This is a genomic window from Williamsia sp. R60 (assembly GCF_054063855.1).
In genome coordinates, this window is record NZ_JBSSGR010000001.1 from 733,806 (window position 1) to 750,402 (window position 16,597).

Here is a 16,597-nt window from a genome sequence, read left to right on the forward strand (position 1 = left end):
TTGAGTGCTGGCCGTTCAGACGTACCAGCAGATGCGCCCGGCGACCCTTTTGAGCTGTCGGCGGCGCAGCGTGGGATCTGGTTCGCCCAGCAGAGTCTGGGCGAGGTCGCGATCAACATCGCCCAGTACGTGGAGCTGGTCGGCCCGGTAGATCTCGATACCCTCACCCGGGCATCGCGGTTCGTCGGCCGCGAGATGGGATCGGGATACCTCGGTCTTGTCGAAACCGACGGCCTGCCCTTGCAGCGTGTGGACGGCGGCATCGATGACACCATCGAGTTCGTCGACCTGGTCGATTCCCCCGACGCCGAGACTGCGGCGCAGACGTGGATGCGCGACGAGTACCGCCGCCCGATTGATCTTCTCCGGGACCGGCTGACCGTCAGCGCCCTGCTGCGCATCAGCACCGACCACTACTACTGGTACATCCGCACCCATCACATCGCGCTCGACGGCTTCGGCGCGATGGCGATGGTGACGCGCATCGCCGAGGTGTACACCGCCCTCGCATCAGGTGCCGAGATCCCGCCCGCCAAGGGTGCGGCCTTGCCCGAGATCATCGCCGATGAACGGCGCTACCGGGAATCGGACCGATTCGTCAAGGACCGCGAATACTGGGCGGAGCGAACGGCGGATCTGCCTGCCGCGCTCTCGTTGTCGCAGCAACGCGCGGTCCCGGGTGAGTTCTCGCGACTCGCCTCGTCCACGCTTCCCGACGACACCGCTGCGCTTCTCGACGAGGCGGCCCGCGACGCGTCGGGCAGTTCGGCTCCCGCCGTCATCGCGGCGTTTGCGGCGTACCTCGCGCGGATGACCGACAGCGAAGACGTGGTCCTGAGTCTGCCGGTCTCCGCTCGCAACACGGCCAAGCTCCGCCGGGCCGGGGGAATGGTGTCCAACATCGTTCCGATGCGTCTGACCGTCACCCCGTCGACCACCATCGCCGATCTGGTCCGCACCGTCCAGACCGAGCTGACCGGTGCTCTCCGGCGGCAGTTGTACCGGCACGAAGACATGCGTCGCGACATCGGCCAGGGCACCGGGCAGCGCGGCCTGTTCGGGCCGTCGGTGAATCTCATGATGTTCCACCCGGTGTTGCAGCTCGGCGACGTCGTCGGTCATCTGCACGTCCTGACCACCGGGCCTGTCGAAGACCTGTCCATGAACCTCTATCCCGGGGTCCAGGGATCGAATCTGCGTGTCGACTTCGAAGCCAACCCGCAGACCTACGCCGATGAGGACCTGCAGCGGCACCACCGCCGGTTCACCGACTTCCTCGCCCAGATGTTGCGGGCCGCCCCTGAGACACCCGTCGGTGCGCTCAATCTCGGTTCACCGGCCGAGATCGCCGCCACGATGGTGCAGTGGAACTCCACGGAACATCCGGTGGCGTCGCACGACATCATCGAGATGTGGAATCGGCAACTCGCTGCACGGCCTGACGCGATCGCGGTGGTCGACGGCGACCGCCGCTTCACGTTCGCCGAGTTCGATGCGTGGACGAACAAGCTCGCTCGTCATCTGATCGGCGTCGGCGTCGGCCCGGAGGTCCGCGTGGGTGTTGCGCTCCGGCGCTCCGCCGAGATGTTGGCCGCGCTCTACGCCGTCCTCAAGGCCGGCGGTGCCTACGTGCCGATCGACCCCGACCATCCCAGCTCGCGTATCTCCGATGTCCTGCAGACGGCCGAACCACTCTGCGTCTTCATCGCGGACTCCGATCGTGCCGTCGTCGATCTCGGCGCGACCGCCACGCTGAATCTGCATGACTTGCATCTTGATTCGCTGCCCGACGGCCGGGTCGACGACGCCGAGCGCATCGCGCCGCTGCGCCCTTCCTCGTTGGCGTACGTACTGTTCACCTCGGGGTCGACCGGCAAGCCCAAGGGCGTGGCCGTACCCCATCACAGCGTTGCCAACCAGTTGGATTGGCTCGCAGGGCATTACGAGATCGGGTCGAACGACGTCATCTTGCAGAAGACGCCGACCACCTTCGATGTGTCGGTGTGGGAGCTGTTCGCCCCGACGGTCGGCGCCAGACTTGTCATCGCCGAGCCGGACGGCCACCTCGATCCCGAGTACCTGGCCGGTGTGATCGCGTCCGAGGGGGTCACGGCCACCTCCTTCGTTCCTTCGATGCTCCAGCTCTTCCTCGGTGAGATCGGCCGGATCGAGCCTGGCTCACTGCGGTTGCTCTTGGTCGCAGGCGAAGCGTTCCCGGCCAAGCTCGCGGCTCAGTCACACCAGGCCCTGCCCGGTGTGCAGATCGAAAATTTGTACGGCCCAACCGAATTCACTGTGCACGCGACGTATTCGGCGGTCGACGCCGAGTCGGTGCACACTGTGCCGATCGGACGCGCGGTGTGGAACTGCCGGGCGTGGGTGCTCGACCGCAGGTTGCGGCCCTGTGTGATCGGTGCGGTCGGTGAGCTGTACCTCTCCGGCGCGCAGGTCGCCCGCGGGTACCTCGGTCGTCCGGACCTGACCGCCGAACGTTTTGTTCCCTGCGTGTTCGGCCCGGACGGTTCGGTCATGTACCGGACCGGGGATCTCGTGCGCTGGTCGGCCGACGGGTCGCTGGAGTACGTGGGCCGCAGCGACTTCCAGGTCAAGGTCCGTGGCCTCAGGATCGAGCTCGGTGAGATCGAATCCGCTGTGCTGGCTGATGATTCGGTTCGCGAGACCGTGGTCGTGGTGCACCACAGCACCCATGGTCAGCGTCTGGTTGCGTACGTGGTGGGCAACGGTGTCGACACCGCGCAGTTGATGAACACCGTTCGGGCCCGGGTGCCCGAGTACATGGTTCCCGACGCGATCGTCGAACTCCCGCAGATGCCGCTCGGTGCCAGCGGAAAGATCGACCGAAAAGCACTGCCGGAACCTGATTTCAGCGCTCAGACCGTGACGTTCCGTCCGCCGACCACCGACAAGGAACGCGCGATCACCGACCTGGTCGCCGACCTGCTCGGTCAGCCCCGTGTCGGACTCGACGACTCGTTCTTCGGTCTCGGCGGCGACAGCATCATGTCGATCCAGTTGGTGTCGCGTGCGCGGGCGATCGGTCTGCACTTCTCCTCACGAGAGGTGTTCGAGCACAAGACGATCGGTGAACTGGCCGAGGTCGCCCGGGAAGAGAGCTCGACCGTGGTCGCCGAGGAACTCGACGGCGGCGGGGTGGGCGAGGTCGCCCTGACTCCGATCATGAGCTGGATGGCGCAGGAACTGGCGGCCGTCGGTCCGTACTCCCAGTCCGTTGTGGTCTCCGCTCCCGAGCCTTTCGACGTCGATGTCCTCCGTCAGGCCCTTGCCGGCGTCCGGCGGCACCATGATGTGCTGAGGTCGCGACTGACGTTCGGCGACAACGGACTACGCCATGTGATCGCACCGGCGGAAGACTCGTCCGAGGTGCCCGTCGACGCGATCACCGTTGCGGCGTCGCGGGGTTCGTCGGCGTTCGACGATGCGATGGAGACGGCGGCAACCGCAGCGACCGATGCTCTCGATCCCGAATCCGGCCGCGTCATGTCCGTCACGGTTGTCGAGGCACCCTCTGGCGCGGACTCCGAGCGGCGACTGCTGATCGTTCTGCATCACCTCGCCGTCGACGGCGTCTCGTGGCGCATCCTGCTGCCCGATCTCGCGATGGCGTGGGCTCAGGTCTCCTCGGGGGAGCCGGTTCGGCTCGATCCGGTGGGCACATCGATGCGCCGGTGGGCTCATGGTCTGAAGGAACTGGCGGGCGATCCGGCACTTCTCGACGAACTCGATCACTGGCGGTCCGTGGCGTCGGCAATCGACAACCCCAGTCTGACGGTTCAGCCCGATCGGGATCTGGTCCGAACCCTCAAGCACCGGGAGCTCGTGCTCTCGCCCAAGTTGACCGACACGTTGCTGACCCGGGTGCCCCAGGCATTCCACGGTGGCGTGAACGACGGACTGTTGGCCGCATTCGCGTTGGCCGCGACCCACTGGCTGCGGGGACGCGGCGAGTCGGCGACCTCTCTCGTCGTCGCATTGGAGGGCCACGGCCGCGAGGAAGAGCTGCTGCCCGGCGCCGACTTGTCGCGCACGGTCGGCTGGTTCACCACCCTGTACCCGGTGCTCCTGACCACCGACGGAATCGACGTCGACGACGCGCTTGCGGGTGGGCAATCCGCGGGAAGTCTGGTCAAGGCGGTGAAGGAGCAGCTCGCCACCGTCCCGCGGCGCGGCGTCGGCTACGGTCTGCTGCGCTACCTCAATGACCAAGGCGCAGAAGCTCTCTCGAACGCTCCCGACTTTGCGATCACCTTCAACTATCTCGGACGCCTGGCAGGAACCGACGGATCTGGTCCGTGGGTTCCCGACGGCGAGAAGGCCATTCGCGGCACCCGTGGTGCGGCCGTGCCGGTACGCACGGCTCTCGACGTCAACGCCATGGTGACCGAGTCGGCGTCCGGACCGCAGCTGTCGGCGACCATCGACTACCCCGCTTCGGTTCTCGACGACGAGTCGGTGGACCGCCTCATCGAGTTGTGGCACCGTGCTCTGGAATCCATTGCGCTGCATTCGGTCTCGCCGGGAGCGGGTGGTTTGACGCCGTCGGACCTCGAGCTGGTTGACGTGCGGCAGGGGCAGATCGACGAGATAGAGCGGCGATTCGACGACATCGCCGACATCTGGCCGCTCACCCCGTTGCAGAACGGGCTGCTGTTCCACGCCGAATTGGCCGCAGGTGATGTGGATGTCTATGCGGCACAGATGGTCCTGGATCTGACCGGGGTGGATCCCGAACGCATGCGGCGCAGTGCCGAGTCGCTGATCGCGCGACACCCGAACCTGCGCAGTGCATTCATGACGGACTCCGAGGGTGCCGCGGTGGCGGTCATCCCGTCGCAAGCCCCGACGCCCTGGACCGACCATGATCTGACCGGACTGGACCCGGCCGACCGCGAAGCCCGGCTGACCGAGCTCACCCACGCCGAGCGCATCATGCCTTTTGCGATGGACCGGCCGCCGCTGATCCGCTTCACGCTCATCCGGCAGAGCGATTCGGTGCACCGGTTCGTGGTGACGCTGCATCACATCCTGCTCGACGGCTGGTCGATGCCGATCTTCATGACCGATCTGTTGGCCATCTATCAGGCCGGCGGCAGTGCGCAGACCCTGATCTCGCCGCGCCCGTACCGAAATTACCTGGCGTGGCTGCAATCCCAGTCGCCTCAGGAGTCGCTGGCCGCGTGGTCGCGCGCTCTCGACGGTATCGACGAACCGACCCTGCTCTTCCCGGGCGCCGACACCCACGGCGCAGGCCAGGTGCCGCGTCAGGTGGATGTCGTGCTCGACGAGGCGTTGTCGACGAGGTTGACCGAGTTCGTCCGTGAATCCGGGGTGACCGTCAACAACGTCCTCCAGACCGCGTGGGCGCTGGTGCTCGCCCGCCTGACCGGCCGCGACGACATCGTCTTCGGGACCACGGTGTCGGGACGGCCTCCGCAGGTGGCCGGCATCGAATCGATGCTCGGCCTGTTCATCAACACCTTGCCGGTGCGGATCCAGCTCGAAGCGGCCGCCGACCTCGGCAGGCTGATCAAACGTGTTGCGCAGGAACAGGCTGAGTTGCTCGACCATCACACGGTCGGCCTCGCCGAGATCCTGGGCGAGACAGACGTCGATTCGTTGTTCGACACCATGATGGTCTACGAGTCCTACCCACTCGACCGGACTGCGCTGACCGCGGCTGCGGACATCGACGGGATGCGGGTCGACCACGCAGATGTCCTCGACGCCACGCACTACCCGCTGACCCTGATCGCCATGTCCGATCCGGGCCTGCGACTGTCGGCGAAGTACCTCCCGGGCATTGTGGAGCGCGAGCAGGCCGAAGCGATCCTGGACATGATGGTCCGGGTGCTCGGACAGGTTGCTGCCGACACCGGTGTGCGTGTCGGCGATGTCGACATCCTCGATGCCGACCAGCGTGCCGAACTACTGGGTCAGAGCGGTGTCGGAACCACCGGTCTCGCGACGTTGCCGGAACTCCTCGACGCAGCGGTGGCAGCGGCGGGTGAACGCGATGCCGCGGTCTCTCCGGCCGGGTCGATCACCTACCGCGAGCTGGACGAGCGATCGAATGCCCTTGCGCGTCTTCTGATCTCGCGGGGGATCGGGCCGGAACAGATCGTCGCTCTGGGCATGGGCCGGTCCATCGACTTCATGGTGGGGCTGTGGGCGGTCGCCAAGACCGGGGCGGGCTACCTGCCGGTGGACATGCGCTACCCGGCCGAACGCATCGAGCACATGCTGCGTGACTCCGCGGCGGTGTACGGCCTGTCCACCTCGGCGTGGCGTGCAGAACGTCCCGACACCGTCGAGTGGCTTGAGCTCGATTCGGACGAGGCCATCGCGGTGGTCGCAGAACAGTCGACTGCCGTGTTGAGCGACGGCGAACGCATCGCACCGATCCGCGTGGCCAACACGGCGTACATGATCTACACCTCGGGAACCACGGGAGTGCCCAAGGGTGTGACCGTCACCCACGGTGGTCTCTCGAACCTGCTGAACGAACAAGCGGATCGTTTTGTCCTGACCGAGCACTCGCGCACACTGCACTTCGCGTCGCCGAGCTTCGACGCCTCCGTGCTGGAGGTGCTGCTCGCGCTCGCCAACGGCTCGACCATGGTGATCGCGCCGACAGAGGTATACGGCGGCGACGAACTGCACGACTTCCTGGCCCAGTACGGGGTCACCCACGGCTTCATCACCCCGGCAGCACTGGCCTCGGTGGATCCGGCCGGACTCGACGCATTCGAATCGGTTGTCGTCGGCGGCGAGGCGTGCCCGCCTGAGCTGGTCGATCGTTGGGCCCCAGGCCGCCGCATGTTCAACGGCTACGGCCCCACCGAGACAACATGTTTCGCCGACATAGCCGGACCCATGCAGCCGGGTGAACGCATCACCATCGGTTCGCCGGTCCGCGGCCTGACGTCGCTGATCCTCGACAACCGCTTGCAACCGGTACCCGTCGGCGTCGACGGCGAGCTCTACCTCAGTGGGCCGGCGATGGCGCGTGGGTATCACCGCAGGCCGTCGCTGACCGCTGACAGGTTCATCGCCAACCCCCACGGCGAGCCGGGTGCGCGGATGTACCGCACCGGCGACGTCGTCCGGTGGGTCCGGCGTGATGACCGACTCGAGGTCGAGTACATCGGCCGCAGCGATTTCCAGGTAAAGGTTCGTGGCTTCCGCATCGAGCTGGGTGAGATAGATGCGGCGCTCGCTGCGCATCCGGGGATCGACTTCGCGGCGACCTCGGGCGCCGAACTGCCCTCCGGTGTGACGGCGCTGGTCTCACATGTGCTTGCCTCACAACCGCTGGACGCCAGGGAGGTTCGCGAGTTCGTCGGGCAGCGGTTGCCGTCGCACATGGTGCCGAGCGCGATCGTGTTCCTCGACGAGATCCCGTTGACTCGTTCGGGAAAGCTCGATCGTGCCGCCCTGCCCGAAGCCGACCTCGAGGCGTTGATCGGTGGCGGGGCCGAGCCGTCCACGGACACCGAGCGCGCTCTCGTTGACATCTTCGCCGAAGTCCTGGGTTTGCCCTCGATCGGTGTCGGTGACTCCTTCTTCGATCTCGGTGGCAACTCACTCGTCGCCACCAAGGCGGTCGCCCGCATCAGCAGCCTCGTCGGTCGGCGTGTTGCGGTGCGCGAGATCTTCGAGAACCCGACCGTCGAGTCGCTGGCCGCACGACTCGACCAGACCGACCCGGGCACTGCGGGCCAGGACGCCACGCCGGCGCTGGTGCCGGGGATCGCCGGCGAACGGCCGCCACTGTCGCTGTCGCAGCAGGCGATGTGGTTGCTCAACCGCATGGATGCAGGCTCGCCCGCGTACAACATCGTGCTGCCCCTCACGCTGAAGGGTGCGCTGGACATCGGCGCGCTGCGTGCCGCGATGGGCGATGTACTCGAACGCCAGCAGTCGCTGCGGACGATCTTCCCGGATACGCCGGACGGTCCGTACCAGCGAGTGCTGCCACTGTCAGAGGCAACAGTCGATCTCGAGCCCGTCGACGTGGCCGACATCGATGCGATGTTCGCTGCCGCAGCCGAGTTCGCGGGCAACGGCTTCGACGTCACGGCCGAGCCGCCTGTGCGCGCCCGGTTGCTCCGGTCCGGCGACGACCACCTGCTCATCGTGATCGTCCACCACATCGTCGCCGACGGCGCGTCGATGGCGCCACTGGCCCGTGACCTGGTCATCGCCTACGCAGCCCGCAGCTCGGGATCCGAACCTCATTTCGAGGCACTGCCGTTGCAGTACACCGACTTCGCCGCATGGCAACGCGGTGTACTCGGTTCGCCTGACGATCCGGCGACAACGGCAGGCAAGCAGCTCGAGTTCTGGCGGTCGACGCTGGCCGGTGTTCCAGAGGTCATCGAACTGCCGCTGGACCGTCCGCGCCCGATGCGCCGGGAGATGCAGGGTGGCGCTGTGCCACTGGAGATCCCGGCGGACATCGTGGGATCCCTCAACGAACTGGCCCAACGCAACCAGGCGTCGCTGTTCATGGTGGTGCACTCGCTCGTCGCCACACTGCTTGCCCGGCTGTCCAATTCAGACGACATCACGGTCGGTACCCCTGTCGGGGGCCGCGACCACGCCGACCTCGAACCGCTTGTGGGGATGTTCGTCAACACTGTTGTCCTGCGCACCCGGGTTGACGCCGGGGACCGCTTCGACGACCTCTTGTCGCGCGTTCGCGCCGCCGATCTGGATGCGTTCGCCAACGACGACATCCCGTTCGAGAACGTTGTCGGTGCTCTCGTGCCCAAGCGGCAGAGCTCGCATTCGCCGTTGTTCCAGGTGCTGCTCTCGTTCGAGAACAACGAGACAGCGCGGGTGGATCTGCCCGGATTGAGCGTCGGTGTCGTCTCGGACATGGCCACCGGTGCGAAGTTCGACCTCACCTTCACGCTCGACGACAAGACCGTGGGCGAAACCGGTGAACGCACCCTGACGGGCCGGATCACCTATGCGAGCGACGTTTTCGATCGCGACACCGTTGCGACCATCGCCGAGCGCCTGGTGATCCTCGCTCGCGCCGTCGCAGAGGACTCCGCGGCCGTGATCGGCGATGTGGATATTCTCACCGACGCCGAGCGGCTGGACTCCGAACCCGCTTTCGAGCCGGAACCCGAACCGACGAAGTACACGGCGCGCGACCTCGCAGCGCTCCTCGCCGCGGCTGTCGACATCGACCCCGATGCGGTCGCCGTGGATCACGACGGCACTCGGATCACGTACCGCGACTTCAACGAACGCTTCTCGCAGCTGTCGGGTCCGCTGACCGAGCGCGGTATGGATTCCGATGCCATCGCCTCGGTGGTGCTCAGTGGACTGGTTCCGACGATCATGCTGGCGCCCGAGGGCTTTGCCACCGTCTTGGACACCGTCATCGCCGACGCCGCGCGGTTGGTGGGCGGCCGCTCGCTCGAGCGTTACCGTACGACAACGGCGCCCGCGGCAGACGGCCCAGCCGGGCCGGAGCAGGGTCTGGTCGCCACGCCGCTGACCGAGTGGGACGAGCGTGTTCGCGAACATCCGGGTGCACTTGCCGTGCGCAGCCCCGAGGCTTCATACACCCGTCTCGAACTCGACGAGAGTGCCAATCGTCTTGCCCGCGAACTGATGTCACGAGGCATCGGTCCAGACGACGTGGTGGGCCTGCTCACCCCACGGTCGGCGAACTGGGTGTTGGGAATGCTCGCCGCCTGGAAGGCGGGCGCGGCATACCTGCCTCTGGACCCGGGTGCACCTGCCGAACGTGCCGGCTCGGTCATCGAGGACACCAGCGCCACGGTGGTGGTCGCCAGTCAGAACGCCATCACGGACGAACTCCGCACCCGGATCGCGGCTACCGGTGCGCTCCTGATCGAATTGGGCGACAGCGCGACCGAGGAGCGGCTGCGGCGGCTGGATGGCGCAGCACTACCGGACCGCTGGACCGAACCCGGTGCCGGCAGTCGACTGGGTTACGTCATCACCACGTCTGGATCGACCGGCAGGCCCAAGCCGACTCTCGTACCCGCGGCCGGGCTGCTCAACATGTGGAACTGGTATCGCGGCCAGGTCACGTTCGAGGACGGTGACACCGTCCTGATCGCGTCATCGCCGCGATTCGACATGACGCAGAAGAACATCTGGCTCGCACTGCGGGTCGGTGGTGTCATCCGCCTGGCCACGGAGGGGTTCGATCCCGAGGAGATCCTCGGCATCATCGCGTCCGAGAAGATCGACCTGTTCAACGTCGCCCCCAGCGCGCTCGAGCTTCTGGTGGAGCTCGACGAGCACCGGGTCGTCACCAGCATTGCCAACGTCACCGCCGGCGGTGAGGTCCTGCCGCCGCGGGCCTACCGGACCTTGCTGGGCACCGACACGCACCTGCTGTCCACGTACGGGCCGACCGAGACGGCAGCCACCAGCTCGGCGACGGCCGTCGAAATGGCCGACCACGCACCGAATGTCGGCGACGAGGTCCGCGACATCGGCCCGATCACACTGGGACGGTCCATCCCGAACGTGACCCACAAGGTTCTCGACGGACGGCTGCGGCCGGTCCCGGTCGGAGTGGTCGGCGAGTTGTACATCGGCGGGATCGCTCCCGCCCGCGGGTACGGCGGCATGTTCGACACCACCGCAGCGCGTTTCGTCGCCGACCCCTACGGCAAACCCGGCGCACGGATGTACCGCACCGGTGACCTGGTCCGTCGGCTACCGAACGGTGACGCACAGTTCATCGGCCGCAGCGACTTCCAGGTGAAGGTGCGCGGACTGCGTATCGAACTGGGGGAGATCGAGTCCGCACTGACAGCGATCCCCGGAATCCGGCAGGCCGTGGTCTCCGCGCACGGCGAGTCATCCGACCGCCGGCTCGCGGCCCACGTCGCAGGCTTCGCCGACCTCGATGCCGGCGAGATCAGGGCCACGCTCGGCAAGGTGCTGCCCGACTACATGGTCCCCGAGGCCATCGTGATCCTCGATGCCCTGCCGCTGAATCCAAACGGCAAGGTGGACCGAAAGGCTCTGCCCGAACCCGAGTTCGGACAAACCCCAGAAGAGTCGTTCGTCGCGCCGCGCACGCCGCTGGAGGAGATCATCGCCGGTGTGTTCGCCGACGCGGTCGGTGCCGAGCGGATCAGCGCAACGGCGTCCTTCTTCGAGCAGGGCGGCAACTCGCTGAGCGCAGCGCGGCTCGCCACTCGACTCTCCGATGCCCTCGGCACGGCCGTCGGTCTGCGCGACGTCTTCGAGAAGCAGAGTCCCGCCGAGCTCGCAGAGTTGATCGAACAGCGCCGCACCGACGGTGTGGTCGCGACCGGCCGAGCCCCGGCCCGATTCGTGAAGCCGGAAGGCCCCACGCCCGAACGCATTCCGTTGTCCCTGGCGCAGCAGCGGCTCTGGTTCATCAACCGCTACGACCAGGAGTCGGGCGCCTACAACATCCCGATGACCTTGCTGCTCACCGGAGATCTCGATGTGGAGGCGATGGGCGCTGCCCTCGTCGACCTCGTCGAACGGCAGCAGGTCATCCGGACGATCTACCCCGAGAGCCCCGAGGGACCGGAACAGCGCATCATCCCGATCATGGACGCGCTGCCGCCGTTGCGTCTCGATTCGATTCCGCAGGGCGAGGTGTGGGAGCGACTACAGGCGTTCGCCCGTATCGGTTTCGACGTCACCAAGACCGTGCCATTCCGGGCAGCTCTCTGGCGGATCGAACCGGAGTCGCCGAAGCCGGGCGCAGCCGAAGAGCACCTGCTGGTGATCGTGGTGCACCACATCGCCTCGGACGGTTTGTCGATGCGTCCTCTGGCCACCGACCTGCTGACCGCCTACCAGGCTCGCCGTGAAGGTCGAGCACCCGGTTGGGCTCCGTTGGAGGTGCAGTACGCCGACTTCGCGATCTGGCAGCAACAGAACTTCGGCAGCGGTGCCGCGCCGGGCAGCCTGGCGACGACCCAGCTCGACTTCTGGCGGGATAACCTCGCCGGACTGCCCGAGGTCATCGGGCTGCCCACCGACCGCCCGCGTGCCAACACGCGCAGCGGTGTCGGGGCAAGCCACCTGTTCTTCGTGCCGCCGGGCCTACACAAGCGCGTCGTGGCGCTCGCCGGTGCCCACGGCCTGTCGAACTTCATGGTCATCCACGCCGCCCTGGCGGTGATGCTCGCCCGTTCCGGAGCGGACAACGATGTCGCCCTGGGTACTCCGATCGGCGGACGCGGAGCCCCTGAGCTCGACGCGCTGGTCGGCATGTTCGTCAACACACTCGTCTTGCGGACGCAGGTACCGCTGGACCGGACCGTCGCCGACTTCCTGACCGAGGTGCGCACGCGGGATCTCGACGCCTTCGTCCACAGCGATGTGCCCTTCGAGCAGATCGTCGACGCGCTCACACCGCACCGGTCGACGGCCCACACCCCGCTCATCCAGGTCATCTTCGGGCTGAACAACAATGCGCGGCCGATCCTCGACGTGGAAGGCCTCACGGTGACCCCCGGTGCGGTGGACACCGAGTTCAGCAAGTTCGACCTCGCCTTCGAGTTCACCGAGCAGTGGGACGACGACGGGAAACCGGCAGGCATGGCGGGCTTCCTCGGCTACGCCACCGACATCTTCGACGGCTCCACGGCCGCGTCGCTGACCGAGCGTCTCGTCCGGGTACTGGAGGGAATGGTCGCCGATCCCGGTGCGGTACTGGGCGAGATCGGTTTGCTCGACGACAAGGCGATGGCCGATCTGGTACCGGTCCGAGGTGTCGATCCGGTGCCGCCGGCCACGCTCGGTGAGCTGCTCGATGCCGCGGTGGACATGAACCCCGACGGTGTCGCTCTCGTGTGCGGCGGGCAGAGCATGACGTACCGCGACCTCGACGATCGCTCCAATCGGCTTGCGCGCGAGTTGATCTCGCGTGGTCTCGGCCCCGAAGACGTGGTTGCGCTCGGCATCACCCGCAGCATCGAATCGGTGCTCGCGGTCTGGGCGGTGGCTCGGTCGGGTGCCACCTTCGTTCCCGTCGACCCGAATTACCCGGCCGATCGCGTCGAGCACATGCTGACCGATTCGGGCGCGACGATCGGCCTCACCAGGCGGGTCGATGCCGTCAGGTTGCCGCAGACCATCGCCTGGCTCGACATCGACGACCCGGTCCTGCACCGTCACCCTGCCGGCCGCATCGGCGCCGACGAGCGACGCGGACCTGTCCTCACGGCCAATTGCGCGTACATCATCTACACCTCGGGCACCACCGGAAAGCCCAAGGGCGTCGAGGTGACCCACGGCGGGCTGGCTGCGTTCAATGCTGAGCAGCATCGTCGTTACAACACCGACAGCAACTCGCGCACACTGCATTTCGCCTCGCCGAGCTTCGATGCATCGATCCTCGAGTTGCTGCTCGCGGCCGGTGCGGGCGCCACGATGGTGATCGTGCCTGCCGGTGTCTACGGCGGCGAGGAACTGCGAGAGCTGCTCGCCGACAACCGCGTGACACACGCCTTCATCACTCCGTCCGCGCTGGCGTCGGTGGATCCGACCGAGTTGCCGCATTTCTCCGACGTGGTCGCAGGCGGCGAAGCCGTCCCGAGTGACCTGGTGGACCGCTGGGCTCCCGGCCGTCGCCTCTACAACGGTTACGGTCCGACCGAGACCACGATCATGACGAACATCAGCGATCCCATGGTGCCGGGTGAACCGGTCACCATCGGCGGCCCTGTCGCCGGTGTCGAAGCGCTTGTCCTCGACGGTCGCCTACGTCCTGTCCCCGCCGGCGTGCCGGGGGAGCTGTACATCAGTGGACCGGGTGTCTCGCGTGCGTACCGCGGTCGACCCGATCTCACCTCGCATCGGTTCGTGGCCAATCCCTATGCCGGCGAAGGCGTCCGCATGTACCGCACCGGCGACGTGGTGCGGTGGGTGGAGGTGGCCAAGCCCGACGGCCGGACCGTCTTCGAGATCGCCTACATGGGTCGATCCGATCAGCAGGTCAAGGTCCGCGGCTTCCGGATCGAACTGGGCGAGATCGACGCGGTACTGGCCGGGCATCCGGCCGTGGACTTCGCGGTGACGATCGGTGTGGACGGACCGAGTGGCGACACGGCTCTGGCGGCATACGTCAAACCCACCTCGGGCAGCACCATCGATGCCCGCGACCTGGCCGACTACGCCGGGGGATTCCTGCCGAAGTTCATGGTGCCGTCGTCGATCGTGATCCTCGACGAGGTCCCGCTGACGCCGGTCGGGAAACTGGACAAACGTGCACTTCCCGCGCCCGAGTTCCGCGGTGCCACGGGCGAACACCGTGAACCCTCGACTCCGATGGAGCACGCTGTGGCGGCTGCGTTCGCAGACGTCCTCGGAGTCGACACCGTCGGCGCCGACGACTCCTTCTTCGAACTCGGCGGCAATTCGCTGGCCGCCACCCGTGCCATCGCCAGGATCAACGAGATCCTGGGTGTGCGTCTGGGCGTACGGATCCTGTTCGATTCGCCGGTGGTGGCGGATCTCGCCGAAGCGATCGGTGCCTCGCCCGATCTCGACGGCATGCCGATCCGACCGCTCACCCCGCAGAAACGGCCGGACCGGATCCCGCTGTCGCTTGCGCAGCAACGGATGTGGTTCGTCAACCGGCTCAACCCCGATGCGGCCGACTACAACATCCCGCTCGGTCTGCGGCTGCGGGGCTCTCTCGACGAGAGCTCTCTGACCGCCGCCCTGATGGACGTGATCGAGCGCCAGGAGATCCTGCGTACGGTCTACCCCGACTCGGTGCAGGGCCCGTATCAGAAGATCCTTCCCGTCTCGGAGGCTGCGCCGCAGCTGATCACCCGCACGGTGGGGTCCGAGGACGAACTGCTCGAGATGTGCGTCCAACTCGCCACCGAGGGATTCGACGTCACCGCGGCGCCGCCGCTGCGGGCGATGTTGCTCGAGATCGCCCCCGACGACCATGTGGTGCTGCTGGTCATCCACCACATCGCAGCAGACGGGTCGTCCCTGGTCCCGCTGGCCACCGACCTGATGACCGCGTACACGGCGCGGGTTGCCGGTGCGGCTCCTGCCTTCCGGCCGCTCAGTGTGCAGTACGCCGACTACGCGATCTGGCAACGCGGTGTGATGGGGTCCGAGGACGACCGGGATTCGCTTGCGTCACGCCAGATCTCGTTCTGGCGTGAGCACCTCGCGGGAATGCCCGAGCTGCTCGACCTGCCGACCGACCGGCCGCGCACCGACAAGCGGTCGGTTGCCGGTGGCGAGGTCACGTTCACCATCCCCGCCGAGCTCCAGGCGCAGCTGCAAGCCCTGGCTCGCGAGAACGACACCACCATGTTCATGGTGGTGCACGCCGCGTACTCGATCCTGCTCGCCCGGTTGAGCGGCTCGGACGACGTCGCCGTCGGCACGCCGACGGCCGGCCGGAATGCCTCGGCGGTCGACGGACTGGTCGGCATGTTCGTCAACACGCTGGTGTTGCGCAGCAACGTCGACATGTCTTCGTCTTTCGTGTCCACCCTCGCCGCGGCGAAGTCGGCCGACCTCGCCGCGTTCAACAACGCCGACCTGCCGTTCGAGCAGGTTGTCGAGGCCGTGGCCCCCACCCGTTCGCGGAAGTACGCGCCGCTGGTCCAGGCGATGCTCACCATGCAGAACATCGAGGTGCCGACGGTGACCCTGCCGGGTCTCGAGGTGAGTGGGCTCGACTCACCGATCCGGTACGTCAAATCCGATCTGGGCCTGACGGTGTCGGAGAACTTCGGCGCCGACGGCAGAGGCCGCGGGATCGACGCGATCCTCGACTACGCCGTCGACATCTTCGACGAGTCGACCGTGCAGACGATGGCCGAGCGTTTCCTCGCCGTGCTGACCGCCATCACCGACGACCCCGAGGTTCCCGTCGGCGACATCGAGATCCTGACCGAAGCCGAGCGTTCGGCGATGGGTGGATCGGCGTCGGCAGACGAGGCGGCAGGGTTCGGTTCGGCACTGTCCGACCTGAAGGGCAAGTCACTCGCCGAGCTGCTCGCCACCGCCGCGCGGATCAACCCCGATGGCATCGCGTTGTCGCACAACGGAACCGATGTGACCTACGGCGCCTTGCATGCGAAGTCGACCGAACTGGTCGCAACGCTGGCGGCCGTGGGCGTGGGACCCGAAGCCGCCGTCACGGTCGCTTTGTCCACACTGCTTCCGGGGCTGCTCGAAGGCGCGGCAGCAGAAGGTTTCGCCGAGCAGTTCGCGGGGATGCTCGCCTCGGTGATCGCCGAGTCGGGCTCTAACGCCGATCAGGGCGAGCCCACGCTGGCGCGGTTGTTCGAAGCGCAGGTGGAGCGCACCCCCGACGCTCGGGCGCTGGTGTTCGAGGACGCGACGCTGAGCTACGCGGAGTTCTCCGGACAGGTCAGTGCCCTTGCGCGCCATCTGATTGCGGCCGGGGTGGGACCGGAAGTGCATGTCGCCCTGGCGATGCCGCGTTCGTTCGAGCTCTTGATCGGGATGTACGCCGTGATCGAGGCCGGCGCGTCGTACGTGCCGATCGACCTGGCGAACCCCGTCGACCGGA

1 protein-coding gene (running past one end of the window) is annotated in these 16,597 nt (G+C 66.9%); it reads left to right on the forward strand.

The genetic code is table 11. The features are described from left to right. On the forward strand, positions 1–16,597 hold the 5' portion of the coding sequence (locus ACVWY6_RS03230; protein WP_457536135.1) for a non-ribosomal peptide synthase/polyketide synthase. It continues 17,261 nt past the right edge of the window; the window shows 16,597 of its 33,858 coding nt (coding positions 1–16,597); the start codon lies at positions 1–3; its stop codon lies beyond the right edge, outside the window.